Origin of the sequence: Streptomyces griseochromogenes, assembly GCF_001542625.1 — a bacterium.
Taxonomy (GTDB): domain Bacteria; phylum Actinomycetota; class Actinomycetes; order Streptomycetales; family Streptomycetaceae; genus Streptomyces; species Streptomyces griseochromogenes.
Genome location: NZ_CP016279.1, coordinates 724,931 through 748,719 on the forward strand (window position 1 = coordinate 724,931; position 23,789 = coordinate 748,719).

At 71.2% G+C, this 23,789-nt stretch carries 26 protein-coding genes; 17 read left to right on the forward strand and 9 right to left on the reverse strand.

All coding sequences use genetic code 11. The annotated features are described in order from the left end of the window. The first annotated feature begins 130 nt into the window (after nt 1-130). A complete protein-coding gene (locus AVL59_RS03405; RefSeq protein ID WP_067299720.1) occupies nt 131-538 on the forward strand; it encodes an SRPBCC family protein in 408 nt (135 codons plus the stop codon). Here AVL59_RS03405 and AVL59_RS03410 read toward each other — a convergent pair. From AVL59_RS03410 to AVL59_RS03425, 4 genes are all read right to left on the reverse strand, one after another. Then, on the reverse strand, nt 535-2,082 hold the full coding sequence (locus AVL59_RS03410) for a type 1 periplasmic-binding domain-containing protein (protein WP_067299721.1): 1,548 nt from the start codon (nt 2,080-2,082) through the stop codon (nt 535-537). The genes AVL59_RS03405 and AVL59_RS03410 overlap by 4 nt on opposite strands. Then, nucleotides 2,082-4,193: a hypothetical protein gene (locus AVL59_RS03415; protein WP_067299722.1), complete on the reverse strand. Its 2,112-nt coding sequence runs from the start codon at nt 4,191-4,193 to the stop codon at nt 2,082-2,084. The genes AVL59_RS03410 and AVL59_RS03415 overlap by 1 nt, the downstream gene beginning before the upstream one ends. A gap of 90 nt (nt 4,194-4,283) precedes the next feature. Then, nucleotides 4,284-5,261 (reverse strand): isopenicillin N synthase family dioxygenase, encoded by a 978-nt coding sequence (locus AVL59_RS03420; RefSeq protein WP_067299723.1) that lies wholly within the window; start codon nt 5,259-5,261, stop codon nt 4,284-4,286. Continuing rightward, nucleotides 5,254-5,703, reverse strand: coding sequence for a nucleoside deaminase (locus tag AVL59_RS03425; protein WP_067299724.1), 450 nt, complete (start codon nt 5,701-5,703; stop codon nt 5,254-5,256). The genes AVL59_RS03420 and AVL59_RS03425 overlap by 8 nt, the downstream gene beginning before the upstream one ends. A gap of 112 nt (nt 5,704-5,815) precedes the next feature. Between AVL59_RS03425 and AVL59_RS03430 the strand changes: the two genes are divergently transcribed. Together AVL59_RS03430 and AVL59_RS03435 are read left to right on the forward strand one after the other, a co-directional pair. Further along, the gene (locus tag AVL59_RS03430; RefSeq protein WP_067299725.1) at nt 5,816-6,625 is read left to right on the forward strand and encodes a CDP-alcohol phosphatidyltransferase family protein; all 810 of its coding nucleotides are present in this window, start codon (nt 5,816-5,818) and stop codon (nt 6,623-6,625) included. 56 nt (nt 6,626-6,681) lie between these two features. Further along, entirely contained in the window at nt 6,682-7,128 is a 447-nt protein-coding gene (locus AVL59_RS03435) for an RICIN domain-containing protein (protein WP_067299726.1), read from the forward strand. A gap of 83 nt (nt 7,129-7,211) precedes the next feature. On the opposite strand, the gene AVL59_RS03440 is transcribed toward AVL59_RS03435, so the two are convergent. Then, entirely contained in the window at nt 7,212-7,814 is a 603-nt protein-coding gene (locus AVL59_RS03440; RefSeq protein ID WP_067299727.1) for a TetR/AcrR family transcriptional regulator, read from the reverse strand. A gap of 85 nt (nt 7,815-7,899) precedes the next feature. Between AVL59_RS03440 and AVL59_RS03445 the strand changes: the two genes are divergently transcribed. The 3 genes from AVL59_RS03445 (at nt 7,900) to AVL59_RS03455 (ending at nt 11,569) form a co-directional block, all read left to right on the forward strand. After that, complete coding sequence (locus AVL59_RS03445) at nt 7,900-8,649, forward strand: LppU/SCO3897 family protein (protein ID WP_067299728.1); 750 nt, start codon at nt 7,900-7,902, stop codon at nt 8,647-8,649. A gap of 16 nt (nt 8,650-8,665) precedes the next feature. After that, a complete protein-coding gene (locus AVL59_RS03450) occupies nt 8,666-10,516 on the forward strand; it encodes a serine/threonine-protein kinase (protein WP_067299729.1) in 1,851 nt (616 codons plus the stop codon). A gap of 105 nt (nt 10,517-10,621) precedes the next feature. Next, nucleotides 10,622-11,569, forward strand: coding sequence for a DMT family transporter (locus AVL59_RS03455; RefSeq protein ID WP_067299730.1), 948 nt, complete (start codon nt 10,622-10,624; stop codon nt 11,567-11,569). Here AVL59_RS03455 and AVL59_RS03460 read toward each other — a convergent pair. Continuing rightward, nucleotides 11,466-12,347, reverse strand: a complete 882-nt coding sequence (locus AVL59_RS03460; RefSeq protein ID WP_067299731.1) for a LysR family transcriptional regulator — start codon at nt 12,345-12,347, stop codon at nt 11,466-11,468. The two genes, AVL59_RS03455 and AVL59_RS03460, sit on opposite strands and share 104 nt — an antisense overlap. Further along, nucleotides 12,347-12,643 (reverse strand): PLDc N-terminal domain-containing protein, encoded by a 297-nt coding sequence (locus AVL59_RS03465; protein ID WP_067299732.1) that lies wholly within the window; start codon nt 12,641-12,643, stop codon nt 12,347-12,349. The genes AVL59_RS03460 and AVL59_RS03465 overlap by 1 nt, the downstream gene beginning before the upstream one ends. Before the next feature lie 77 nt (nt 12,644-12,720). Between AVL59_RS03465 and AVL59_RS03470 the strand changes: the two genes are divergently transcribed. The 8 genes from AVL59_RS03470 (at nt 12,721) to AVL59_RS03505 (ending at nt 19,308) form a co-directional block, all read left to right on the forward strand. Continuing rightward, nucleotides 12,721-14,172 carry a menaquinone biosynthesis decarboxylase gene (locus AVL59_RS03470; protein ID WP_067299733.1) on the forward strand — a complete coding sequence of 484 codons (1,452 nt, stop codon included), beginning with the start codon at nt 12,721-12,723 and terminating at the stop codon, nt 14,170-14,172. After that, the gene (gene mqnP / locus AVL59_RS03475) at nt 14,169-15,071 is read left to right on the forward strand and encodes a menaquinone biosynthesis prenyltransferase MqnP (RefSeq protein ID WP_067299734.1); all 903 of its coding nucleotides are present in this window, start codon (nt 14,169-14,171) and stop codon (nt 15,069-15,071) included. The genes AVL59_RS03470 and mqnP overlap by 4 nt, the downstream gene beginning before the upstream one ends. 244 nt (nt 15,072-15,315) lie before the next feature. After that, complete coding sequence (locus AVL59_RS03480) at nt 15,316-15,990, forward strand: UbiX family flavin prenyltransferase (protein WP_067299735.1); 675 nt, start codon at nt 15,316-15,318, stop codon at nt 15,988-15,990. A gap of 80 nt (nt 15,991-16,070) precedes the next feature. Then, nucleotides 16,071-16,526 (forward strand): Lrp/AsnC family transcriptional regulator, encoded by a 456-nt coding sequence (locus AVL59_RS03485; protein WP_067299736.1) that lies wholly within the window; start codon nt 16,071-16,073, stop codon nt 16,524-16,526. 38 nt (nt 16,527-16,564) lie between these two features. Beyond that, the gene (gene mqnE / locus AVL59_RS03490) at nt 16,565-17,728 is read left to right on the forward strand and encodes an aminofutalosine synthase MqnE (RefSeq protein WP_067299737.1); all 1,164 of its coding nucleotides are present in this window, start codon (nt 16,565-16,567) and stop codon (nt 17,726-17,728) included. A 4-nt stretch (nt 17,729-17,732) separates the two neighbouring features. Further along, complete coding sequence (locus AVL59_RS03495) at nt 17,733-18,257, forward strand: GNAT family N-acetyltransferase (protein ID WP_067299738.1); 525 nt, start codon at nt 17,733-17,735, stop codon at nt 18,255-18,257. Nucleotides 18,258-18,332: 75 nt separating this feature from the next. After that, nucleotides 18,333-18,632 (forward strand): DUF4229 domain-containing protein, encoded by a 300-nt coding sequence (locus tag AVL59_RS03500; protein WP_067299739.1) that lies wholly within the window; start codon nt 18,333-18,335, stop codon nt 18,630-18,632. A gap of 25 nt (nt 18,633-18,657) precedes the next feature. Continuing rightward, the gene (locus tag AVL59_RS03505) at nt 18,658-19,308 is read left to right on the forward strand and encodes a TetR/AcrR family transcriptional regulator (RefSeq protein ID WP_067299740.1); all 651 of its coding nucleotides are present in this window, start codon (nt 18,658-18,660) and stop codon (nt 19,306-19,308) included. Nucleotides 19,309-19,353: 45 nt separating this feature from the next. Here the strand turns inward: AVL59_RS03505 and AVL59_RS03510 are convergent, their stop codons facing one another. Continuing rightward, nucleotides 19,354-20,109: a helix-turn-helix domain-containing protein gene (locus AVL59_RS03510; RefSeq protein WP_067316849.1), complete on the reverse strand. Its 756-nt coding sequence runs from the start codon at nt 20,107-20,109 to the stop codon at nt 19,354-19,356. A 252-nt stretch (nt 20,110-20,361) separates the two neighbouring features. On the opposite strand from AVL59_RS03510, the gene AVL59_RS03515 reads away from it, so the two are divergent. Genes AVL59_RS03515 through AVL59_RS03525 form a run of 3 tightly spaced genes read left to right on the forward strand, consistent with a single transcriptional unit; the run spans nt 20,362 to nt 22,794 of the window. Further along, entirely contained in the window at nt 20,362-21,030 is a 669-nt protein-coding gene (locus tag AVL59_RS03515) for a DUF4097 family beta strand repeat-containing protein (RefSeq protein WP_067316851.1), read from the forward strand. A 34-nt stretch (nt 21,031-21,064) separates the two neighbouring features. Further along, nucleotides 21,065-22,021 carry an ATP-binding cassette domain-containing protein gene (locus AVL59_RS03520; RefSeq protein WP_067299741.1) on the forward strand — a complete coding sequence of 319 codons (957 nt, stop codon included), beginning with the start codon at nt 21,065-21,067 and terminating at the stop codon, nt 22,019-22,021. Next, nucleotides 22,018-22,794 carry an ABC transporter permease gene (locus AVL59_RS03525; RefSeq protein WP_067299742.1) on the forward strand — a complete coding sequence of 259 codons (777 nt, stop codon included), beginning with the start codon at nt 22,018-22,020 and terminating at the stop codon, nt 22,792-22,794. The genes AVL59_RS03520 and AVL59_RS03525 overlap by 4 nt, the downstream gene beginning before the upstream one ends. A 96-nt stretch (nt 22,795-22,890) precedes the next feature. Here the strand turns inward: AVL59_RS03525 and AVL59_RS03530 are convergent, their stop codons facing one another. After that, complete coding sequence (locus tag AVL59_RS03530) at nt 22,891-23,748, reverse strand: MaoC family dehydratase (protein WP_067299743.1); 858 nt, start codon at nt 23,746-23,748, stop codon at nt 22,891-22,893. Nucleotides 23,749-23,789: the final 41 nt, after the last annotated feature.

Sequence of the window (23,789 nt, forward strand, 5' to 3'; positions counted from 1 at the left end):
CACCGAGGCCGGTTCCTGTGGCGCACGCCACGGGAACCGGCCTTCGTCGTACGGACGCAAGCCGGACGGGAATCTTTGGTGCCTGCATCCCGCGGGTGCGGGAACCCGCGGCCGGCGCGACGCTGGTGTCATGAGCGGTTCCATCGAACAGGGCATCAGTCAGACGCACGGGAACACGCACATACTCCATTTCCTGGTGAGGCTCCCGCGGCCCATGGAGCAGGTCTGGACGGCGGTGGCCACCCCCGAGGGGCTCGGGTCCTGGTTCACCGCCGCCGACGTCCTGGAGCCCCGGCTCGACGGCATCGTCGCCCTGCGTGACCTGGGTACGGGGCGGGTCACCGCGTGGGACGTGGACCGTGTCGCCGAGTACACCGTGGGACACGGTGGCCGGATCCGGTTCCATCTGGAGCGGGCCGGGGGCGAGGGATGCGTGCTGCGCTTCACCCATGAGTTCCAGGGCGAGGGGGAGTCCGAGGCCGGCTGGCGGGCCCGCTTCGAACGTCTGATCGAGAATCTCAGGCCCTCCCCGGCCTAGGACGGCGGCAGGCACTGCTTCGCCGGCGGCTTCCCCTCCGGCCAGGCGATCTTCACGAACCGCGAGCTGCCCTCGGGGGTCAGCTCCACGATCGGCACGGCTTTGTCGTACGGGTTGCCGTGCATGTCCAGGCAGATCCAGCCGCTCGCCCCGCTCACCCGCAAGGAGCCCTTGACCTGCGGCCACTGCAGACCGACGTCCGTGAGGGCCGGGAAGCTCCGCCCGTCCGGCACCGCCTCGCGAATGCCGTGCACCGCCAGCTGCAGCGCGTCGTAGCCGATGATCAGCTGGCCGTCGTCCAGGGCGGCGGACCCGATCGGCCCGGCGGGCCCCCGCCCGGCGGTGGTCAGCAGCTGTCGCAGCACCCCGAAGTCCGCCGCCGAGCCGCCCGTCCTCGCCGGGTCCTTCGTCCAGGCGTCCGGGTGGGCGAGGGAGGTGTAGCGCACGGAGAGACGGTGGCGCAGGGCGGCGCGGTCCAGATCGCTCTCGTGCGTCAGATACGAGGCCTCGTCGCCGGTCAGCACGGTGAACGACCGGTCCTGGCAGCCGCGCCCGCCCAGCGCGTTGATGAACTGCCGCAGCTGCGTGTGCCGCCCCGCGAACAGGATCGTGTCCGTCTCCCGGGAGGTGTCGCACACCAGATGCGTGATCTGCCGGAAGGTGTTCGCGGTGGTCCCCTCCTCGCTGCGGTCCGCGGGCGGCGTGAACGGCTGCGGCTCGTACGGCGAGCCCTTGATCAGCGCCGCGAACGACTCCTGCAGCGTCCGTGTGTAGGGGTCGCCCGGCTTGTCGTACACCAGCAGCGCCTTGCCCGCGGTGACCTTGGCGAACGAGGCCAGCGCGCGGGCCTCGTCGGTGTTGGTCGGCGAGACCCGGGCGAGCCCCGGGTAAGGGTCCTTGCCGCCCTGCCCGTTGGCCAGGTCGTCGGCGGTGATCGAGGAGCCGACCACCGGGATCCCGCGCCCGGTCAGGGCCTTGACGGCCTTCTTGTTGTTGTCGGTGCTCTGCCCGATGCCCGCCACGGCCCGCAGCCGGTCCGCGCTCTTCGTCATCCGCTCCAGCTGGTCCACGGCCCGCTGCCAGTGGTCCCCGGTCGCGCCCGGGTTGGCGAGCACCAGCCGGATCGCGGGCTCCTGCCCGTTGGAGTCGTGGTTGGCCTGGTACTGCGCCAGATAGGCGCCCTGCAACTGGTGCTGGATGTCGTTCAGGTTGGTCGGCGAGGCGGAGCTGTAGGGGAGCATCAGCGCCACCGACACGTAACTGCCCGGCTTGAGCCGGTCGTTCTCCCGCGCGATCGCCCGCACGACGTCCCGCAGCTGGGTGTGTCCGAAGTCGTACGCGCCCGTCGCCACGCCCACGCACTCGGCGCTGCCCTCGGGCCGCGACACCCCGGGCGCGCAGGAGCGGTCCTCGTGCGCGAGTGCCCGCACCGCGAACACCAGCCCCGTCACCAGGGCCGCCGTGACCAGCAGGGCCAGATAGCGGCGCAGCGGGATCTCCCACACGCTCTCGCGTATCCATGTGCCCACGTCTGTGCGCGCCATCACGCCTCCCCGCTCCGGTCGTCCGGGCCGTCGTCCGTGTCGTCGGGGTCGCCGGGGTCGGCAGGGTCCCCGAGGGGGTGCCCCGCCAGCGCCGCCGCCGGCCAGTCCCTCGACGCCCGCCACAGCAGCGCGTTGCCCGCCGGCCGCAGGTTGGACAGCTGCTCCAGCTCGAAGCGGAGCCGCTGGCACACCGTCGGATCGGGCAGCACCAGCGGGTCGGTCAGCTGCCACACCGCCTGCAGCAACCGCCGTATGCGCAGGTGCAGTACGGCGTCCACGTCGTCCGGCACCCGGTGACCCGCGTCCGTGCGGCCGAGCGCGACCGCGGCCCGCCGGTCGCCGTGGCCGGTGAAGTCGCGGCCCTCGGCGTCGTGCGCGTGGAAGTACGGCGCGGACGCGACGAAGCGCAGGGTGCGCAGCCAGGTGCGGGTGTCCAGGGTGGGGAAGGTGTCGCGCAGGTGGGCGACCGCCGGCTCCGTGACGCCGAGGGCGAGTTCGTGATGGAGCCGGAAGCGGGCGTGCCCGGGGTCCGGGTAGTGCGCGATCAGCGTCTCGTGCGCGGTACGCCAGAACGCGTGGTCGGCGTCCAGCAGATGCAGCCTGAGCAGCAGCAGGGTGCGGACGAAGGGATCGCCGACGAACCGGCCCGGCACCGTCGGCAGCCCCTCCTCGGCCAGCCGGGTCTGCAGGGCCCGTACGTCCGCCGGTCCGAAGGTGTCCGGCAGCAGGGCCCGGGCCAGCGCGCAGGCCGAGTCGTGGTCGTGGGCGGCGGCCAGCACGGTCAGCTCGTCCAGGTGCTCGGCGGGCACCAGCCGGTCCAGCAGCGCCTGGTAGGCGGGCACCGCGGGCTCGTCCTCGCCGGGCCGTACGCCGGCGGTGAGCAGCTCGCCCAGCGAGGCGGATCCGGGCAGGTTCTGCGCGGCGGACTCGGCGAGCAGGGCGATGCCCAGCGGGTTGCCGGCCGTCAACCGGTGGGTGGCATGAGGCAGTTGGGGCGGGACCGGGGTGTCGCCGCAGACGGCGCCGACGATGTGCAGGGTGTCGTCCGGGCTCAGCGCGGGCAGCGCCACGAGCAGCGCCCGTGAGGAGGGCGCCGCGTCCGGGGTCCAGTCGCCGCGCCGGGCCACCTCGGGCAGCTCCCGCCGGATGGCGCCCGGCAGCTCCTCGCGGCCCTCGCCGCGCCGGGCCGCGATGAACGCCACCTGGTCCGCGACGCCCTCGGCACGGTCGCGCAGCACGGCGTCGACGAACCCGGGACCGGGCGCGGACTGGGTGTTGTCGATCAGCACCAGCGGCCGGCCGAGGCGCCGCATGCGCGGCAGCACCCCCGCGTACGCCTCCGTCAGATCGGCCAGCAGCGCCCGCACCAGATACCGCTCCGCGTGCTCGCGGGAGGTGCCGCCCGCCCGGAAGTGGCCGGACAGCAGAATGAGCCCGCGCTGGGCGTGCCCGCCCGCGTTCGGGTACGTCCGGTACCACACGGACGCCTTCTGGTGCCGGCGGCTGGTGAAGCCCTCGGCGACCGACTCCAGGGTCGCCTCGATCGCGCCCGACACCAGCGGCCCGGTGCCGGTGGCCGCGGCCACCACCTTCGCGGCCACCCTTCCGGCCCAGCGCCCGGCGAACCCGCTGATCCACGAGCCGCTCTCGTTCAGCAGCAGGATCCGCTCGACCTCCCTGCGGATCCGCTCCGAGTCGGCGTCGCCCCAGCCGCCCGCGGCCACCGCCACCAGGCCCGACATCAGCCGGGGAAAGGTGATCCGCCCGGCGCCCGTCACCGGCTCCGCCAGCTGCTCGGCGATCACCAGCAGCGCCTGCGCCACCGGCGACCAGGACTCGGCGGGCCGGCCCTCGGGCGGCCCCGCGAACTGCTCCTCCGCGCAGTCGATCAGCGCGACCGGCGTATGCCCTTGGTAGGCGTCCCGCAACTCCGTGAGCACCGCGCTCTTGCCCAGACCGCGGGCGCCCGTGAGCACCACGAAGGGCGGCTCGCCCGGGTGCTCGAACGGATGACTGCGATGCTGATGGGGCCGCAGGCCCACGAGGCGCGGCGCGAGACCGGCCGGATCGACGTCGAACAGCGCTGCGCGCCCGTGCAAGCGTCTGTGCACCGCATCTCCCCCTCAACAGCAGTGTAAGAAGGGGAAGTTGCCCCGGACCAGAGTCAGTGATGTCCGTTGGATTACGAAAGTGACCAGTGATCAGCCGACGGTGATGGAATCGAGCTTCTCCCGCAGGTAGACGTGCGAGTCGACCGGCGGGTACGCCACCCGGCCCACCGGCGCCGGCACGGACCGGACCACTGTGCCCGGGGTGCACTCGCCGAAGTAGACGAGGGACATCAGCTCCTCGGCGGGCGCGTCGCAGGGCGGCGGCAGTACCCGGTGCCGCCCCGACCGCCACCGGTCCCCCGTCCAACGGGCCATCAGATCACCGATGTTGACGGTGAACGCGGCCGGATCATAAGGCGCGTCCTCCCAGCCGGCACCTCCGTCCGCCGGATCCGTGTACACCTGCAGGCCGCCCTTGCCCGCCTGCCGGTCCAGGATGGTGACGGTCCCGAAGTCGGTGTGCGGGCCGATCCGGAACTGCCCGGGTTCGGGCTCGCCGACGACCTCGGTCCCCGGATACCAGTTGATGTTGAACCCGTACGTCGGATGGTCCATGTGCCGGGAGAAGAAGTCGGGTTCGAGGCCGAGGGCGTACCCCAGCAGCGTCAGCAGTTCCTTCTCCAGATCGGCCATCCTCGCCAGGTACTCCTCGCACAGCGGCCGTAGTCCGGGGACCTCCGCCGGCCACACATTGGGCCCGTACCACTCGGCGTTGACGACCGGATCGTCGAAGGGCTCGTGCGTGGCGAAGGTCAGCGACTCCTTCAGGTCGGGCGGAGTCTCGGTGCCCTCCGCGTACCCGTTGGCCTCGGCCCCCGGCCCCAGCCACCCGCGCCCGCCGACCCTGGCCGCATACGGCCGCTTCACCTCCTGTGGCAGCAGGAAGAAGTCCCGGGCGACGGTACGGATCCGCGCGCGCAGGCCGGGGTCGACGCCGTGCCCGGTGACGAGCAGGAAGCCGGCGGTCCTGAGGGCCTGGTCGACGGTGCGGGCGACGGCGGCGCGGGCCTCGGAGCCGCCGTCCAGCCAGGGCCGCAGATCGATGGTCGGAATGCGCGTACTACTCACCGATGTCCTCGTTCCACAGAGCCGGGTTGTCGCGGATGAAGGCGCGCATCAGGCCGGCGCACCCGGGGTCGTCGAGGAGCACGATCTCCACGCCGTGCGCGGCGAGCCAGTCCTGTCCGCCGCGGAAGGTGACCGCCTCGCCGATCACCACCCGGGAGATCCCGAACTGACGGACCAGGCCGCTGCAGTACCAGCAGGGGGACAGGGTGGTCACCATGGTCGTGCCGCGGTAGGTGCGCCGCCGTCCCGCCGCGCGGAACGCGGCGGTCTCCGCGTGCAGGGAGGGGTCCCCGTCCTGGACACGGCGGTTGCGGCCGCGGCCCAGCAGGGTGCCGTCGGCGCCGTAGAGGGCGGCGCCGATCGGGATGCCGCCCTCGGCGAGTCCGGTACGGGCCTCGGCGACGGCGGTGGCGAGCCAGGCGCGGGCCAGTGCCTGATCCATACCCTCACTGTCCCCCGGCGAGGGCCCCGCGGCAACGTGCCGCGCCCCCGAACGGGGGTGCGACACGCGTCTGTACCCTGGCCCGATCACATCACGCGGGAGGGAAACGCCCATGGTCGCTGCCCCGGTTCTGGAGGAGCTGCGGGAGGTCTGCCAGCCGTACGCCAAGCTGGCGAGCCGCAACGGGGAGCACTGGGCGGGCCGGCTGTACATGCGCCGTGTCTCGCTGCGGTTCACCCGGCAGCTGGTGCGCACCGCGGTCACCCCGGACCAGCTCACCTGGACCATGGTGGTGTGCGGGATCGCCTCCGGCGCGGCCCTGCTGGTCCCCGGCCTCACGGGTGCCGTGCTGGCCGTCGTCCTCATGCAGCTGTTCCTGCTCTTCGACTGCGTGGACGGCGAAGTCGCCCGCTGGAAGGGGCAGAACAGCGCGACGGGGATCTACGTGGACCGGCTCGGGGCGTATCTGGCGGACGCGGCGCTGATGGCGGGGATCGGGTTCCGGGCCGCGGAGAACGGGCTCGGCGGCTGGCTCTCGCTCGGTGTCGCCACCGCGCTCGGGGTCGTCCTGCTGAAGGCCTCGACCGACCTGGTGGACGTGGCCCGGGCCCGGCGCGGGCTCGGCGTCGCCGACGACGAGTCGACCCGGCCGCGCTCGCAGGGCGTGGCCACGGTGCGGCGGCTGGCGGCCGCCTTCAAGATCCACCGGGTGACCAACGGCATCGAGGCGTCGCTGGTACTGCTCGCGGCGGCCGCCGTCGACACGGTCACCGGCGGCGTCGACGCGACGCGCTGGGCACTGGTCGCACTGGCCGCGGTCACCTGGCTGATGGTCCCGGCCCACCTGCTGTCGATCCTGTCGTCGTCGCGGCTGCGCCGGCCGGAACCGCATGGTGGGGGTGATCGCGCCGGGGTAGCGTGACGCCGTCCTTGACGCTCGATTCGGCATGCAGAGACCACTCTTGACGGGGGAGCTCCATGAAGAAGCGCTTGACGGGCAAGTTGGCCGCCGCGGCAGTTCTGGCCCCGGTGCTGGCCTTCGCGGGTACGGGGCAGGCGTTCGCCGCCGGCCACGCCGTCACCTGGAAGAACAGGAGCAACGGCAAGTACCTCGCGTATTTCAACGGTAAGGTCCGCACCACTTCCGCCACCGGGGCCAGCATGAAGTGGGACGAGAGCAAGCATTCCGACGGTTCCTACACCATGAAGCACCACCTCACGGGGAAGTGCCTCGACAGCAACAGGAACGGCGCCGTGTACGTGGGTGCGTGCAACGGCGGCAACTACCAGAAGTGGTACGAGACCCATGACTCCTCGGGCTGGCGGCTGAAGAACAAGGCCACCGGGCGCACCCTCCAGGTGGCGCCCAGCGGGGCCGTCAACACCGCTTCCGACTCGGGCGCCCCGCGCCAGCGCTGGAGCTGATCCTCAGCCCGTACCCGGGCCGGTACGGCATCCGTTCGACGCGGACGCGGTACCGGCCCGCCGCTGTGTGTGCGCCACCGGGGTCACTTCGGCTCGGCGGCGACCGAACGCCAGATCCTCTCCGGCAGGATCAGCGCCGCCTCGTCCAGGTCGACGTCGTCGATGCCGGACAGCCAGCGGCGGGAGAGCCCGACGACCGGACCGAGGATCAGCGACTCGATCAACGGCGGCGGCAACGGGGCGAGTTCACCGGCGGCGACGTACGCCTGGGCCCACTGTGCGAGCGGTGACAGACGGGCCTCCTGGGCGTCGCGCAGCCGCTTGCCGTCGGCCATCCCCTGGCGGTCCGCGTAGGAGGAGTGCAGCAGCCGTGCGGCGTCCCGGTGCTCCTGGACGAAGGCCAGGTAGGCGCCGACCAGGGCCCGGATGCCGGTGTGGGCGGTCCGGGTGCCCTGCACGGCCGTGACCAGCTCACCGAGCAGCCGCTCCAGCCAGCGCGTCAGCAGCGCGTTCATCAGGCCGTCGATGCTGCCGAAGTGGTGGTAGAGGCTGCCCAGGCTCACCCCGCTCGCCTTGGTGACGGCGCTGACCGTCAGCCCCTGGTCGCCCCCCTCCGCGTACACGCGCAGTGCGGCGTCCAGGAGCTGCTCGACGGTGGCTTCACCCCGCTGCTGTTTGCGACTCATTCTGGAATACTTTTCTAGAAAGATCTTTTAGAACAGTGGCCTGTTGCGCCACACTGATGCACATCCTCACACCAGGGAGCCGCCGGTGTCGTCGCCCGAGTCGTCCGAGATCCACATTTCGCTCACGCCCCAGCAGGCGGCCTCCGGAACGGTCCTGAGGCTGCCGTCGGAAACGGGGGTGCCGCCCGTGCGCATCCCGCCCGTCCGCGACGGCGATCTCGTACGGCTGCGGGCCGGCGAGCGTGAGCTGCTGTTAAGGGTCCACGTCACCGCGTCGGGCACGACCACCGCGGCCCAGGGCGCCCAGAAGCGGGGGATCGCCTGTCTCGGCGTGCTCGGCGTCGCCGTCGTGGTCGTGCTGCTGGTGGTGCTGACCAACCGGGGCGGCGACGGTTCGTCCGACGACTCCGCGGACGGCTCCTCGTACAGCCCCTCGGCATCTGCGACCACCTACGACCCGTACACACGGGATCCGGCCACCGGTGACCCGTACGAGTCCAGCGCCCCCAGCGGTACCGGCGACCCCTACGGGACCGGCGCTCCCTACGGCGGCGTGAGCGAGGAGCCGAGTCCGTTTACGTCCGGCACCTGCCTCAACGGAACCCTGCCCACCTCCACAACCGCACAGGAGGTCAGCGGCGTCGAGGAGGTCTCCTGCTCGGCGTCCGACGCGCACTACAAGGTGATCGAGACCATCCCGTTCAGCACGGACATGAGCCGCTGCAACAGCAACCCCCGTACGCAGTACGCCTTTTCGTACCGCTACACGCTCAACGGCGCGGCCGTGAACGAGTACGTGTACTGCCTCGTGGGCCTAGGCTCGTACGCGCGCTGACAACTGGGGGAGAGAGTTGAACGGGGACCACAACGGGGTCGAGCCGCTGGAGGACGACGACCCGCGCCGGATCGGTCCGATCCCGCTGGTCGGACGGCTCGGCGCCGGCGGCATGGGACGGGTCTATCTCGGCGTGCACGAGGGCCGGTACGCGGCCGTCAAACAGGTACTGCCCTCCGTCGTCGGCGAGGACAAGGACTTCGTCCGCCGCTTCGGGCACGAGCTGGACAACCTCGCCCGGCTGCCCGCAGGGGCCACCGCACCACTGCTCGTGGGCGACCGCGCCGCCCGGCCGCCGTGGTTCGCCACCGCCTACGTGCCGGGCCTGACCCTGCGCGAGGCCGTCGAGCTCAACGGCGGGCCGCTGCCGCCCGAGGCGCTGTGGCTGCTGCTGCGGGAGGCCGCGGCAGGACTGGTGGCGGTGCACGAGCTGGACATGGTGCACCGGGACGTCAAGCCGTCCAACGTCATGCTGACCCTCGACGGGCTCACCCTCATCGACTTCGGCGTCGCCCGGGCCGCCGAGCAGAGCCAGCTGACCCGGACCGGCATGGTGGTGGGCACCCCCGCCTACATGTCTCCCGAACAGGCCTCGGGAGCACGGGTGTTGACCGGCGCCGTGGACGTCTTCGCCCTCGGCTCCGTCGTGGCGTACGCGGGATCGGGGCGGCCGCCCTTCGGCGACGAGTCCGGGCACGGCGTGCTCTACCGGATCGTGCACGAGCAGCCCGACCTGGAGGAGCTGCGCGCGGCCGACCCCGAACTGGCCGCCGTCGTCGCGTCCTGCCTGGACAAGGACCCCGAGGACCGGCCCACCGCCGCCGAACTCCTCGAACTGGCCGACGGACGGGGCCCGTCCGAGTCGCCGCTGTGGCCCGGGTCCGTCACGGAACGACTCACCGGGCGGGCGGAGTTCGCGGCGGTGGTGCCGGAGGTGACGGAGGTGCCGGAGCCGCACCGCGAACCGGAGCCGGAGGCCGAGCCGGGGCCCGAGGTGGTCGTACGGCCTCCCGCGGAGCAGCGGCAGGGCAAGCGGCCACGCGAACAGCGCCGCAGGCGCGTCCTGGTGGCCGTCGTACCGGCCGTGATCGTCGTCGGTACGGCGACCCTGGCCTTCCAGCTCCTGCCGTACGCCACCGACTCCGGCCGCAAGGGCACCGCAGGTACCCCCGAAGCCTCCGTCTCCGCGTCGGCCGATCCGGCACCCGGCGAGCCCTCCGAGAGTCCTTCCGGCACCAAGAAGCCGGGCAGGAAGGGCTCGGCCTCTCCCGCGGGCGAGAAGAAGCCGCACAAGGGAGGTTCGGACGGCGGCGCGGAGGGACCGGGCGGCTTGGGCGGTTCGGGTCCGGCGGGCGGCTCAAGCGGCACCGGAGGCGATCCGGGCTCCGGTTCCGGCGGCTCCGGAGGTTCCACCGGTTCCTCCGGCGGTTCCTCGGGGGGCTCGGCCTCCGGTGGTTCCCCGGGCGGCTCCTCCTCCGGCGGAACCTCCACGGCCGGTCCCGGCTCGGGCACCTTCCGCCTCAAGAACGGTGAGAACGGCAAGTGCCTGACCCAGGTCTACGGCTCCACGGGCCTCGGCGACTGCTCGGACCCGACCGCCCACTGGACCTTCCGCAGCGCGGCGGGCGGCAGCGTCAAGGTCGTCAATGTCTCGACCGGTGCCTGCCTGAGCGCCAACGGCAACAACCAGGCCGTCTTCGTCGGGGACTGCTCCCAGGGCAGCAGCGGCCTGCGGTGGAGGACGGGCTCGGGCAACTCCCTGCGTACCGTCTACGACGGCGGCTGCCTCGACCTCGCCTTCGGCGGGGGAGTGGCCGAGGCGACCTGCCAGTCGGGGGCCGCCTCCCAGAGCTGGGCGAGAACCTGAGACACACGCCGGACCAGGGCCCATCGGCGCCGCCGATGGGCCCATCGGCAGGACGCCCCACTGGGCCGTGGACCAGGGCTGACGTCCGTTCGTAGCGTCGGCGGCATGACCCCAGAGCACAAGGGCACGGCCCAGCTGACCACCGCGATGATGCTGTCCGGCACCCTCGGCGTTTTCGTCGTCGAGTCCGGCGCCCCGCCCTTCGACGTCGTCTTCTTCCGCGTCCTGTTCGGCGCCCTCGCCCTCGGCGGCTACGTCGTCGCCCGTGGCTGGCTGCGCGACCACGGCTTCACCCCGCGCACCCTCGCGCTCGCCGTCCTCGGCGGGGTGCTCATCGTCTTCAACTGGGTGCTGCTGTTCCAGTCGTACGAGAACACGTCCATCTCGGTGGCCACGGTGGTCTACCACACGCAGCCCTTCTACGTGGTCCTCCTCGGCGCCCTGCTGTTCCGTGAACGGCTCACCGCGGCCCGGGTCGGCTGGATCGCCGTCGCCTTCGCGGGCCTGATCCTCGTCTCCGGGGTGACCCCCGCCGACTTCACCGGCGGCGGCGCCTACCTCACCGGCATCGGCCAGGCCCTGCTCGCCGCGCTGCTGTACGGCCTGTCCACGCTGGTCACCAAGCGGATCACCGGCGTGCGCCCGCATCTGATCGCCCTCGTCCAGGTGCTGGTCGGCATCCCGCTGCTGCTGCCGTTCGCCGACTTCGGCGCGATGCGGGGCACCGGCTGGGACTGGGGCTGGCTGGCCGGCCTCGGCCTCCTGCACACGGGCGTGATGTACGTCCTCATGTACGCCGCCTACGCCCAGCTGCCCACCTCGAAGATCGCCGTCCTGGCCTTCGTCTACCCGGCGGTCGCCATGGTCATGGACTGGGCGGTGTACGGCCACCACATCGGCCCGGTCCAGGCGCTGGGCGTCCCGCTGATCGTGACGGCGAGCCTGAAGGTCACGCTTGCTCGGCCACGAGCCGCCGCGCCTGCTCCACGAACAGCCGGGCCGGAGCCGAAAGCCGCTTCCCGGCCCGCCACGCCAGCTGCGTGCGAAGCGTGAACGGAGGCTCCCAGGCGAGCCGTACGAGGGAGCCCTCCGCGAGTTCGGCGGCGACCGTCACCTCGGGCAGCAGCGCGATCCCGAGGCCGGCCGCCGCCGCGCGCTTGGTCGCCTCGATCGTCCCGAACTCCCTGAACTCCACCGGCTTCAGCGCCGTCAGCTCCCGCTCGAACAGATCCCGGTAGGCACAGCCCGGCTCGGTGGCCAGCAGGGACTGCCCGGGCAGATCGGCCGTCGCGAGCGGCCTTGTGGCGAGCGCGTGTCCGGGGGCCGCGACCAGCGCCAGCGGCTCCACCGCCAGCACCGCGCTCTCCAGCCCCGGGTGCTCGGTCTCCTCCTCCATCAGGAGCCCGACGTCGTACGTCCCCTGCCGCAGCGCCAGCCGGGTCTCGTCGCCGATGGTGGTCCGCAGGGCGAGCCGCACCTTCGGGTGGCGGTGGTGGAAGTACTCCAGCAGCGGCGGCAGCCGATAGGAGGTCAGGGACTCCATCGTCCCGACGGTGAGAGTGCCGGAGGGCTCCTCGGGGCCGGTGACCGCCGCCCGGGCCTCCTCGGCCAGCTCGATGATCTGCCGGGCGTAGGGCAGCAGCCGCTCGCCCGCCTCGGTCAGCCGGATGCGGCTGCCGAGCCGGTCGAACAGCTCGACGCCCAGCGAGGACTCCAGGGCGCGGACCTGGCTCGTCACACTGGACTGCGCGTACGACAGTTCGGCCGCCGCCCGGGTGAAGCTCAGCACCGTGGCGACCTTCTCGAAGGTGACGAGCAGCCGGAGTTCCATCATTCGCCCCGGGGATCGTCCTTCTTGCCGTCCCTGTCGAGGGACTTCAGGAACTCGGGGTCGTCGTCGGGGGCGACCCAGCGGGCCGGTGACTGTCCGCCTGCCGAGACCGCGCGCGCCTTGCCGGTGATCAGCCAGGCGACCGGGCCCACCAGGACCCAGCCGAAGACCAGCACGATGACCACCCACACCACCTTCGGCAGGTGGCGCACCTCTTCCTCGGGGGTGTTCAGACAGTCCACGAACGCGTAGATCCACAGCGCCAGGACCAGCAGGGTCGGCAGATACCTGAGCATGGTCGTGCGAGCTCCCGAATGAGGTGGGTCGGCCCCGGTGACGGGGCCAGGTTAGCCGGTGGCCGATACTGGGACACATGGCTTACGACGATCTTCGCTCCCTGCTGCGCGCGCTGGAGCGCGAGGGAGACCTCAAGCGCATCAAGGCCGAGGTGGACCCTTATCTGGAGGTCGGGGAGATCGTCGACCGGGTGCAGAAATCCGGCGGCCCCGCGCTGCTCTTCGAGAACGTGAAGGGCTCGGCGATGCCCCTCGCGATGAACGTCTTCGGGACCGACCGGCGGCTGCTGAAGGCGCTGGGCCTGAAGTCGTACGGCGAGATCTCCGAGAAGATCGGCGGGCTGCTGCGGCCCGAGCTGCCGCACGGCTTCGTGGGCGTGCGCGAGGCGTTCGGGAAGCTCGGCGCGATGGCGCACGTACCGCCGAAGAAGATCAAGGACGCCCCCGTGCAGGAGGTCGTGCTGCACGGGGACGAGGTGGACCTGGACCGGCTCCCGGCCCTGTTCACCTGGCCGAAGGACGGCGGCTCCTTCTTCAACCTCGGGCTCACCCACACCAAGGACCCGGAGACGGGTATCCGCAACCTCGGGCTCTACCGCCTCCAGCGGCACGACAAGCGCACCATCGGCATGCACTGGCAGATCCACAAGGACAGCCGGAACCACTACCAGGTGGCGGCCCGGCGCGGCGAGCGCCTCCCGGTCGCCATCGCCTTCGGCTGCCCGCCGGCCGTTTCCTACGCCTCCACCGCGCCCCTGCCCGGGGACATCGACGAGTACCTCTTCGCCGGGTTCATCGCGGGCAGGCGCATCGAGATGGTCGACTGCAAGACGGTCCCGCTCCAGGTCCCCGCGAACGCCGAGGTCGTCCTGGAGGGCTGGCTGGAGCCCGGCGAGATGCTCCCGGAGGGCCCCTTCGGCGACCACACCGGCTTCTACACCCCGCAGGAGCCGTTCCCGGCCCTGAAGATCGACTGCGTGACGATGCGCAGGCGCCCGCTGCTCCAGTCGATCGTGGTCGGCCGCCCGCCGACGGAGGACGGCCCGCTCGGCCGCGCCACGGAGCGCTTCTTCCTCCCCCTCCTCAAGATCATCGTCCCGGACATCGTGGACTACCACCTCCCCGAGGCCGGCGGCTTCCACAACTGTGCGATCGTCTCGATCGACAAGAAGTACCCGAAGCACGCGCAGAAGGTCATGCACGCGATCTGGGGGGCGCACATGATGTCCCTGACCAAGCTGATCGTGGTCGTGGACGCCGACTGTGACGTGCACGATCTGCACGAGGTCGCCTGGCGGGCCCTCGGCAACACCGACTACGCCCGCGACCTGACCGTCGTGGAAGGCCCCGTCGACCACCTCGACCACGCCTCCTACCAGCAGTTCTGGGGCGGCAAGGCGGGTATCGACGCCACGAAGAAGTGGCCCGAGGAGGGCTACACCCGTGACGGCGGGTGGCCGGACATGGTTCTGTCGGACCCGGATACGGCGGCCCTGGTGGACCGCCGCTGGAAGGAGTACGGCCTGTGAGCAGCGCCTCCGCGGCACTCCCGCGGCCAGGTCGCACCAAGGCGTTCCTGCGTCTGGTGATGATCGAGCACTCGGTCTTCGCGCTCCCCTTCGCCTACATCGCCGCGCTGACCGCGATGTACCAGTGGGACAAGAACATCCACTGGGGCCGCCTGCTGCTGGTCACGATCTGCATGGTGGGCCTGCGCACCTTCGCGATGGCGGTCAACCGGATCATCGACCGCGAGATCGACGCCCGCAACCCGCGCACCGCCCACCGTGAACTGGTGACCGGCGCGATGACGGTGAAGCACGCCTGGACGGGTGCCCTGATCGCCCTGGTGATCTTCCTGGGCGCGGCGGCCCTGCTGAACCCCCTCTGCCTGGCCCTGGCCCCCATCGCGGTCATCCCGATGGTGGTCTACCCGTACGGCAAACGGTTCACGAACTTCCCGCAGGCCATCCTGGGCCTGGCCCAGGCGATGGGCCCGGTCGGCGGCTGGCTCGCCATCTCGGGGTCCTGGTCCTGGGAGGCGGTGATCCTGGGCCTGGCCGTCGGCATCTGGATCGGCGGCTTCGACCTGATCTACGCCTGCCAGGACGTGGAGACCGACCGCGAGATCGGCGTCATGTCGGTCCCGGCGCGCTTCGGCATCCCGGCGGCGATCTGGGGCGCCCGCGCGTGCCACACGATCACCACGGCCCTGTTCGTCTGGTACGCCCTGGCCACCCACGCCGGAGCCTTCTTCTGGCTGGGCCTGGTGATCGTCGCGGGCGCGTTCGTGTACGAGCACCGGATCGTCCGCCCGCATGACCTGTCCCGCCTGAACAGGGCGTTCTTCTCGACGAACGGCTTCATCGGGATCAGCCTCTTCGTGTGCGCCCTCATCGACCTGCTGGTGCGCGGTCTGACTCCGTAGCCCTTTCGGGTGAGGCTCGCATACGGCACCGCTCGGCCCGTGCGGGGCATCCGCGCTGATCAGGCCACGGTCCCGGGGGCAGCCGGGGTGATCCGGGGCCATGCCCATGAGCCCGTTCACGCTCAAGCGTCTCCCCGCGCGCGCGGGCTTCGATGTCCGGCAGCCCGGCGACGCGCCCGGCCGCCGGACGCGTAGCCGCCCCACCCGGCCTGAGCGCGGCCCGACCCGCCGGTACGCTCAAGGTGTGAACGCAGGAGAAACGCAGCGCGCGCCTTGGATCGTGGGGGTGTCCGGAGCTTCCGGGACGCCGTATGCGGCTGCCGTGCTGCGGGCGCTGCTGGACGCCGGGGAGGCGGTCGACCTGGTGGTCAGCCGGGCCTCGCGGCTGACGCTGCTGGACGAGACGGGGATCTCCTTCCGGGACGCGCACTGGCAGGAGGACCTGCGGGAATGGCTGGCCCGGGGCGCCGACGGAAAACCCGGGACCTTCGATGTGGACATCAGCGCGGTGCGGTACTGGAGCGCGGGGGATCTCGCCGCCGGGCCGTCCTCGGGGTCGTACCCGGCGAAGGGGATGCTCATCGTGCCCGCCTCGACCGCCTGTGTGGCCGGTGTCGCCCTCGGGCTGTCCAAGGATCTGCTCCAGCGCACCGCGAGCGTCACACTGAAGGAGCGCCGGCCGCTGGTCGTGGCCGTACGGGAGACCCCCCTGAACGGTCAGACCCTGCGGCACCTCGTCGCGCTGGACGACGCGGGGGCGAGTGTGGTGCCGGCCTCGCCCGCCTTCTACGCGGGCGCGACCCACATCCAGGATCTGGTGGACTTCGTCGCCGGACGGGTGCTGGACGCGGCGGGCGTCGGGCACGGTCTGTACCGGCGCTGGAAGGGCGAACTGGGCGGCGGCGCAGCGGTCCGGTAGCCGAGCAAGTCGAGCAAGTCGCAGTACCTCTCATCACTTCAGGAACGTTCAGAACTTTTCCAGGGGAAGGCTTCGATCGCATGGACGCGGTGGACAGGCAGCTCATCCAGGCCCTGAGGGAGAACGGCCGGGCCTCCTACGCGGAGCTGGGGCGCCTCGTCGGCCTTTCGGGACCCAGCGTCACCGACCGCATCAACCGTCTGGAGGCGGCCGGTGTCATCACCGGCTACCGCGCCACCGTGAACGCGGCCTCCCTCGGCCTCGGTGTGACCGCGCTGATCGGCATCTCGCTGTCCGACGCGGCCGACCACGAGGACGTGGCCCAGCGGCTGAAGGAGCTCCCGGAGATCGAGGACTGCTGGTTCATCGCCGGCGACGACTCCTACATGCTCAAGGCGCGGGCGGCGGACGTGGACGGGCTGGAGAGGATCATCCGGCGGCTGAGCGGGACCAAGGGCGTCTCGCGGACTCGTACCACCATCGTGCTGTCCACGAAGTGGGAGAACCGGGTCGGGGAACTGCCCGAAGAGGTCTAGGGATACCGTTGGCGGGGCTGTCGGAGAAAGGTGAAGGCATGGACGTCGGGCTCAAGCGCGAGCTGGAGGAGAAGGTCCGCTCCGGGGAGCGGCTGTCCCGCGAGGACGGCATCGCGCTGTACGAGTCGGACGACCTGGCCTGGCTGGGCGGGCTCGCGCACGAGGTGCGGACGCGCAAGAACGGTGACGTCGTGCACTTCAACGTCAACCGGCACCTCAACATGACCAACGTGTGCACGGCCTCCTGCGCCTACTGCTCGTTCCAGCGCAAGCCGGGCGAGAAGGACGCGTACACGATGCGCATCGAGGAGGCCGTCAAGCTCGCCAAGGCGATGGAGTCGGAGAACCTCACCGAGCTGCACATCGTCAACGGCCTGCACCCGAACCTGCCGTGGCGCTACTACCCGCGCTCCCTGCGCGAGCTGAAGGCGGCCCTCCCGAACGTCTCGCTGAAGGCGTTCACGGCGACCGAGATCCACCACTTCGAGACGATCTCCGGGCTCTCGGCCTCGGAGATCCTCGACGAGCTGATCGACGCCGGTCTGGAGTCGCTGACCGGCGGCGGCGCCGAGATCTTCGACTGGGAGGTCCGGCAGCACATCGTGGACCACCGGACCCACTGGGAGGACTGGTCCCGCATCCACCGGCTGGCGCACGAGAAGGGCCTCAAGACCCCGTGCACCATGCTCTACGGCCACATCGAGGAGCCCCGTCACCGCGTGGACCACGTGCTGCGGCTGCGTGAGCTGCAGGACGAGACCGGCGGCTTCCAGGTCTTCATCCCGCTGCGCTACCAGCACGACTTCGTGGACATGAAGGACGGCAAGGTGCGCAACCGCCTGCAGGCGCGCACCCAGATGGCGACCGGCGCCGAGGCCCTGAAGACCTTCGCCGTCTCCCGTCTCCTCTTCGACAACGTCCCGCACGTGAAGGTCTTCTGGGTCATGCACGGCGTGCAGACCGCCCAGCTCGCCCTCCAGCACGGCGCCGACGACATGGACGGCTCGGTGGTCGAGTACAAGATCACGCACGACGCGGACAACTACGGGACCCCGAACAAGCTGACCCGCGAGGACCTGCTGGACCTGATCCGCGACGCCGGCTTCCGTCCCGTGGAGCGCAACACCCGTTACGAGATCATCCGCGAGTACGACGGTGCGGACCCGCTGCGCCGGGAGTCCCCCCAGCCGATGCGGGTGTGACGCGGTGACGTTGTCGTTCGAGCTGGACCCGGCGGTCTCGCCTGCCCTCCGGGACGATGTGCTCGCCCTGTGGGCGGACGTGTCGAACGCGGGCGGCTCCGTCGGCTTCGTGCCGCCGGTGACCGCGCACGACATACGTCCCGAGCTGGTGAAGCACCTGGTCGCGATGGCCGAGGGCCGCACCCGGCTGCTCGTGGGCCGGGACACGACGGGAGCGGTCGTGGCGACCGCGTTCCTCACCCACAACACGCACCGGCTGATGAAGCACTGGGTGTGGCTGTACACGGTGATGGTGCATCCCCGGCACCAGGGCAAGGGATACGGGCGCGACCTGCTGGCGGCGGCCGCGGAAGCCGCCGACGGCCTCGACGGCGTCGAGGCCATACGGCTCACCTGCCGGGGCGGCCTCGGCCTGGAGCGGTTCTACGGCTCCTGCGGCTACAAGGAGGTCGGCCGGGTGCCCGGCGCGATCCGGGTCGCTCCCGGTGACGACCGCGACGACATCTTCATGCTGCTGCCGCTGGCCTGACCCCCCTGCAAGATCGGGTCGGTACCGTGCTTCACTGGACGATGACCCCTTTTGGAATCGGACGAGTGGATTGAGATGCTCCGCTACACGCTGATGCGCCTCGGTATCTTCGCGGGCTGCCTCGTGGTCGTCTGGGGAGCCGTCTACTCCGGCATCTTCCCGCGCGGCTTCGGCGACTCGAACGGACTGTGGATTCTGCTGCTCGCGCTGGTCCTGTCGGCGCCGATCAGCTGGGTGGTGCTGCGCAAGGAGCGGGACCGGGCCTCGGTGCAGATCGTGACCAGGGTCGACCGGATGAAGGAGAACCTGGACGCCAACCGCAGCCAGGAGGACGTCGCCGACGACACCGCGCGGGCGCAGGGCCAGCCTTCCTGACCGAGGGCCCAACTAGGCTTGCCCCATGGGTGCCGTGAAGACCAAGCGGATGCCGAGGGCGGTCCGTGAGCAGCAGATGCTCGACGCCGCCGTACAGATCTTCGGCCGACGCGGCTACATGGCCGCCTCCATGGACGAGATAGCCGAACTCGCGGGTGTCTCCAAGCCGTTGGTCTACCTGTACCTGAATTCCAAGGAAGATCTCTTCACCGCCTGCATCCGCCGTGAGGCCACCGCCCTCACGGACGCCGTGCGCGCCGGAGTCCGTGGGGAGCTGCCCGCCGACCGCCAGCTGTGGGAGGGGCTCCAGGCGTTCTTCGCGCACACCGCCGAGCATCCGCACGCCTGGTCGGTGCTGCATCTGCAGGCCCGTACCCACGGGGAGCCCTTCGCGGCCGAGGTCGCCGCGATGCGCGAGGAGATCGTCGCGTTCGTGACCCGTCTGGTCGCGGCGGCGGCCCGGGAGGCGCACCGGGATCCCGACCTGCCCGAGCGCGAGGTCGCGGGGCTCGCCGAGGCGCTGGTCGGAGCGGCGGAGTCGCTGGCCGCCTGGGCCAACGCCACGCCTCATGTCACCGCCCGCCAGGCGGCGGCGACCATGATGAACTTCGCCTGGTCGGGCCTCGGCAATCTGATGGCGGGCCACCCGTGGACTCCGCCGGCGGACGAGGCCTAGCGCCGCGAGGGCGCGGACCGTTCCCACCCGGCCACGGCGAAGTGCCTACGGCGCTCGGTCGTCGGGCTCGGCAGTGCCGTCCGAGGTCGTTTCGGGCTTCGTGAAGAGGACTTCGCGGGCCTGTTCCGCGGCACGGGCGATGCTCTCGGAGATGAAGTCGACGAAGCGGGCGATGTTTTCCAGGCGGACGGCGGCCGGGGTGTCGGGGCCGAGGACGGCGACGCCCTGTCGTGCGGCCTCGGCGAGTTGGGCATGGGAGCGGGCGGCGGCGAGCGCGCCCTGGAACCAGAGTTCGTTGTCGACGGCGTAGCGGTCGCGGCGGCGTTCGTCGCGTTCCCGGCGGACGAGGTCCTGGCCTTCGAGGAACGTGACCGCCTTGGAGATGGAGGCCGGGCTGACCTGGAGGTGCTGGGCCAGTTCGCTCGCGGTGAGGCTGCCCGCGTCGGTGATGTAGAGGCAGGTCAGGACCCGGGACATCATCTTGGGCAGGCCCGAGGCCATGAGGAGGGTGGTGAACGCCTCCTCGTACTCGCGTACCGCCTCGGGGTCGCGTCCGTGGGCCTGCGGAGGTGTCGCCGAGTCCCGGGGCGCGGCCTGCCTGCGGCGGTGGGCGCGGCGTTCGGTGGCGCGGTGGGCGAGGTCGGCGCGGTAGGCGGTGGGGCCCCCGTTGCGCATCACCTCGCGCGTGATGGTCGAGGTGGGGCGGTCGAGGCGTCTGGCGATCTCCGCGTAGGCGAGACCGTCGGCCAGGCCCAGCGCGATCTGCTGACGTTCCGGCTGGGTGAGCCTGCCTCCTGGCATCGCGATCTCCTTCGTGGTCCCGGTGCTCCTTGGTGCCTCCAGCATAGCGTTCACTCTCCATCTATTGCAACGGCCGAGGTGAGGGATGTTGCGTTAGATTCAGAACCGTTGCAACGATTTAACTGCTCTGACCTGCGATTACGACAGTTATACGCAATGGATGCGTTGCCGGATCGGCGAATGCAACGTAGCTTTTCCGTTGTCGGAAACAACGAGTCGAAGGAGAGCACGATGCAGAAGAACCAGAGCGCGGTGGAGAAGTTCGACGCCCCCGCCCCCGTCTCCGTCGTCCTGGACGTCCCCGCCGGACGCATCCAGCTCATCGCCGCCGACCGGGCTGACGTCACGGTCGAGGTCCGGCCCGCCAACGCCGACAAGAGCCGCGACGTCAAGGCGGCCGAGGAGATCGAGGTCGTCTACGCCGACGGCGTCCTGCGGATCGAGGCCCCGGAGGCGACCAACCGGTTCCTCGGACACTCCGGGTCCGTCGAGGTCACCGTCCAGCTGCCGGCCGGCTCCCGGGTCGAGGGCAAGGCCGGCGCCGCCGAGTTCCGCGGCGTCGGACGCCTCGGCGACGTCACCTTCGCGGGCGGCTACCGCTCGGTCAAGCTCGACGAGGCCGCGAGCGCCCGCCTCACCGCCCACGACGGCGACGTCTCGGTCGGCCGCCTGAACGGCCCCGCGGAGATCAGTACCCAGAGGGGCGACATCCAGATCGCCGAGGCCGTGCGCGGCACGGTCACCCTGCGCACCGCGAAGGGCGACATCTCCGTCGGTGCCGCCCGCGGCGTCTCGGCCGCCCTGGACGCCGGCACCTCCTACGGCCGGATCCACAACGCGCTCAAGAACGCCGACGGCACCCCTGGCCTGACCATCCTCGCGACCACCTCCTACGGCGACATCACCGCCCGCAGCCTGTGAACACCCGCAGCCGACAAGAAGGGGAGCACCTCTCATGACCGACTTGGCCATCGCGGCGAACGGGCTGCGCAAGTCCTACGGCGACAAGACCGTCCTCGACGGCGTGGATCTGGCCGTCCCGGCGGGAACGGTCTTCTCCCTGCTCGGCCCGAACGGCGCCGGCAAGACCACCGCCGTCAAGATCCTCTCCACCCTCGTCACCGCGGACGCCGGCGATCTGTACGTCGGCGGCCACAACCTCACCACCGACGCACAGGCCGTGCGTGCCGCGATCGGCGTCACCGGACAGTTCTCCGCCGTCGACGGCCTGATCACCGGCGAGGAGAACATGCTCCTCATGGCGGACCTGCACCACCTCTCCCGGCGGGAGGGGCGGCGGGTCACCGCCGAACTGCTGGAACGCTTCGACCTGGTCGAGGCCGCGAAGAAGCCCGCCTCCACCTATTCCGGAGGCATGAAGCGCCGCCTGGACATCGCCATGACCCTGGTCGGCAGCCCGCGGATCATCTTCCTCGACGAGCCGACCACCGGCCTGGACCCGCGCTCCCGCCACACCATGTGGCAGATCATCCGCGAGCTCGTCGCGGGCGGCGCCACCGTCTTCCTCACCACCCAGTACCTGGACGAGGCCGACGAACTCGCCGACCGTATCGCCGTGCTCAACGACGGCAAGATCGCAGCCGAAGGCACCGCCGAGGAGCTGAAGCGGCTCATCCCCGGCGGGCATGTGCGGCTCCGCTTCGCCGACCCGTCCGCGTATCAGTCGGCTGCCTCCGCGCTGCGTGAGGTGACCCGGGACGACGAGACGCTGGCGCTGCAGATCCCCAGCGACGGCAGCCAGCGCGAGCTGCGCTCCATCCTCGACTGGCTGGACGCGGCCGGCATCGAGGCGAACGAACTGACCGTGCACACCCCCGACCTCGACGACGTGTTCTTCGCCCTGACCGACAGCGGCAACGTGCCCCACCAGTCCCGGGAGACCCTGCGATGAGCTCTCTGTCCCTTGCCGTGCGTGACTCGTCCACGATGCTGCGCCGCAACCTGCTGCACGCCCGGCGCTACCCCTCGCTCACCCTGAACCTGCTGCTCACCCCGGTCATGCTGCTGTTGCTGTTCGTCTATATCTTCGGCAACGCGATGAGCGGCGGTGCGGGCCGCTCGGCCTACATCGCCTACCTCGTGCCCGGCATCCTGCTGATGACCGTCGGCTCCACCGTGATCGGCACCGCGGTGTCCGTCTCCACCGACATGAGCGAGGGCATCATCGCCCGCTTCCGCACCATGGCCATCCACCGCGGCTCCATCCTCATCGGACACGTCATCGGCAGCGTGCTGCAGTCGGTCATGAGCGTGGTCCTGGTCGGCGCCGTCGGCGTGGCCATCGGCTTCCGCTCCACCGACGCCACCGTCCTGGAATGGCTCGCGGCCTTCGCGCTGATCGTGCTGTTCGCCCTGGCGCTCACCTGGATCGCGGTCGGCATGGGGCTGAGCAGCCCGAACGCCGAGGCCGCCAGCAACAACGCGATGCCCCTGATCCTGCTGCCGCTCCTGTCCAGCGCCTTCGTCCCCCTCCACTCGATGCCGGGCTGGTTCCAGCCGATCGCCCGGTACCAGCCGTTCACACCCGCCATCGAGACCCTGCGCGGTCTGCTGCTCGGCACCGAGATCGGCAACAACGGATGGCTCGCCGTCGCCTGGTGCCTGGGACTCGCGGTACTCGGTTACTTCTGGTCGACCGCGAAGTTCGACAACGACCAGAAATGACGGATCCGTCATGACCACGCGGGCCACCCCCCGCAACCCGTTCCACCCCAGGGCGGCGTACACCGACACTCCGTCGGAGTACGCCGCCCTTCCTGGTCACCCCGGCGGCGCGAGGACCTCGCCGGACAGGTGCGGCCGGCCGTCCGCGCCCCTCACCTCGAAGCGGCCCGCGCCGTCCGCGCCGTACGCCACCGTCCCCGGCAGCAGTATCGGCGCCCGGAACCGGGCCCGGACCACGGCCGTGTCAGGTGTGCCGTGCGCGGCCAGGCAACGGGCCACGGTCCACATGCCGTGCGCGACGGCCCGCGGGAAGCCGAACAGGCGGGCGGTGAGGGGGTGCAGATGGATGGGGTTGCGGTCGCCGGAGGCGGCGCCGTACCGGCGGCCGATGTCCTCACCGAGCCGCCACTCGGCCAGCACGGGCAGCGGGGACCGCTGTTCCTCCCGCGGTCCGGCGGGCTCGTCGGCGCGGCGGCGGTGCCGGTGCCGGGCGAGGTAGGTGCTGCACGACTCCCAGACGAGGTCCCCGCCCGCGCGCAGCCCGGTGACCACCGTGGCCTCCGTCCCCCGCCGGTGCGGCGCCAACCCCTCGATGTGCACAGAGAGTTCGTACGCCTCGGTGGCCGACAGGGCGGTGTGCCGGACGATCTCGATCGAGGTGTGGACGAGGCCCAGCAGAGGGAGCGGGAAGTCCCGGCCGCTCATCAGACGCAGGGCCAGCGGGAAACCGAGGACGTGCGGGTAGGTCACGGGGAGGGGGGCCTCGCCGGTGGGGAAACCGCAGACGCGCTCGTACGACGCCAGCCGCGCGAGGTCGACGCGCGGTGCGGGCAGCACCAGGCGGGTGCGCGGGAAACCGGCGTCCGGGGCCGGCCGCTTGAAGAGGGAGCGCAGGGCGCCGCGGGCCAGCAGCGGGGGCAGCGACGGGGACTCGGACAGGGTGACGGTACTCATCGGGCTCCCTCCCAGGCCCTCAAATGCTTACTCTGGAGTAA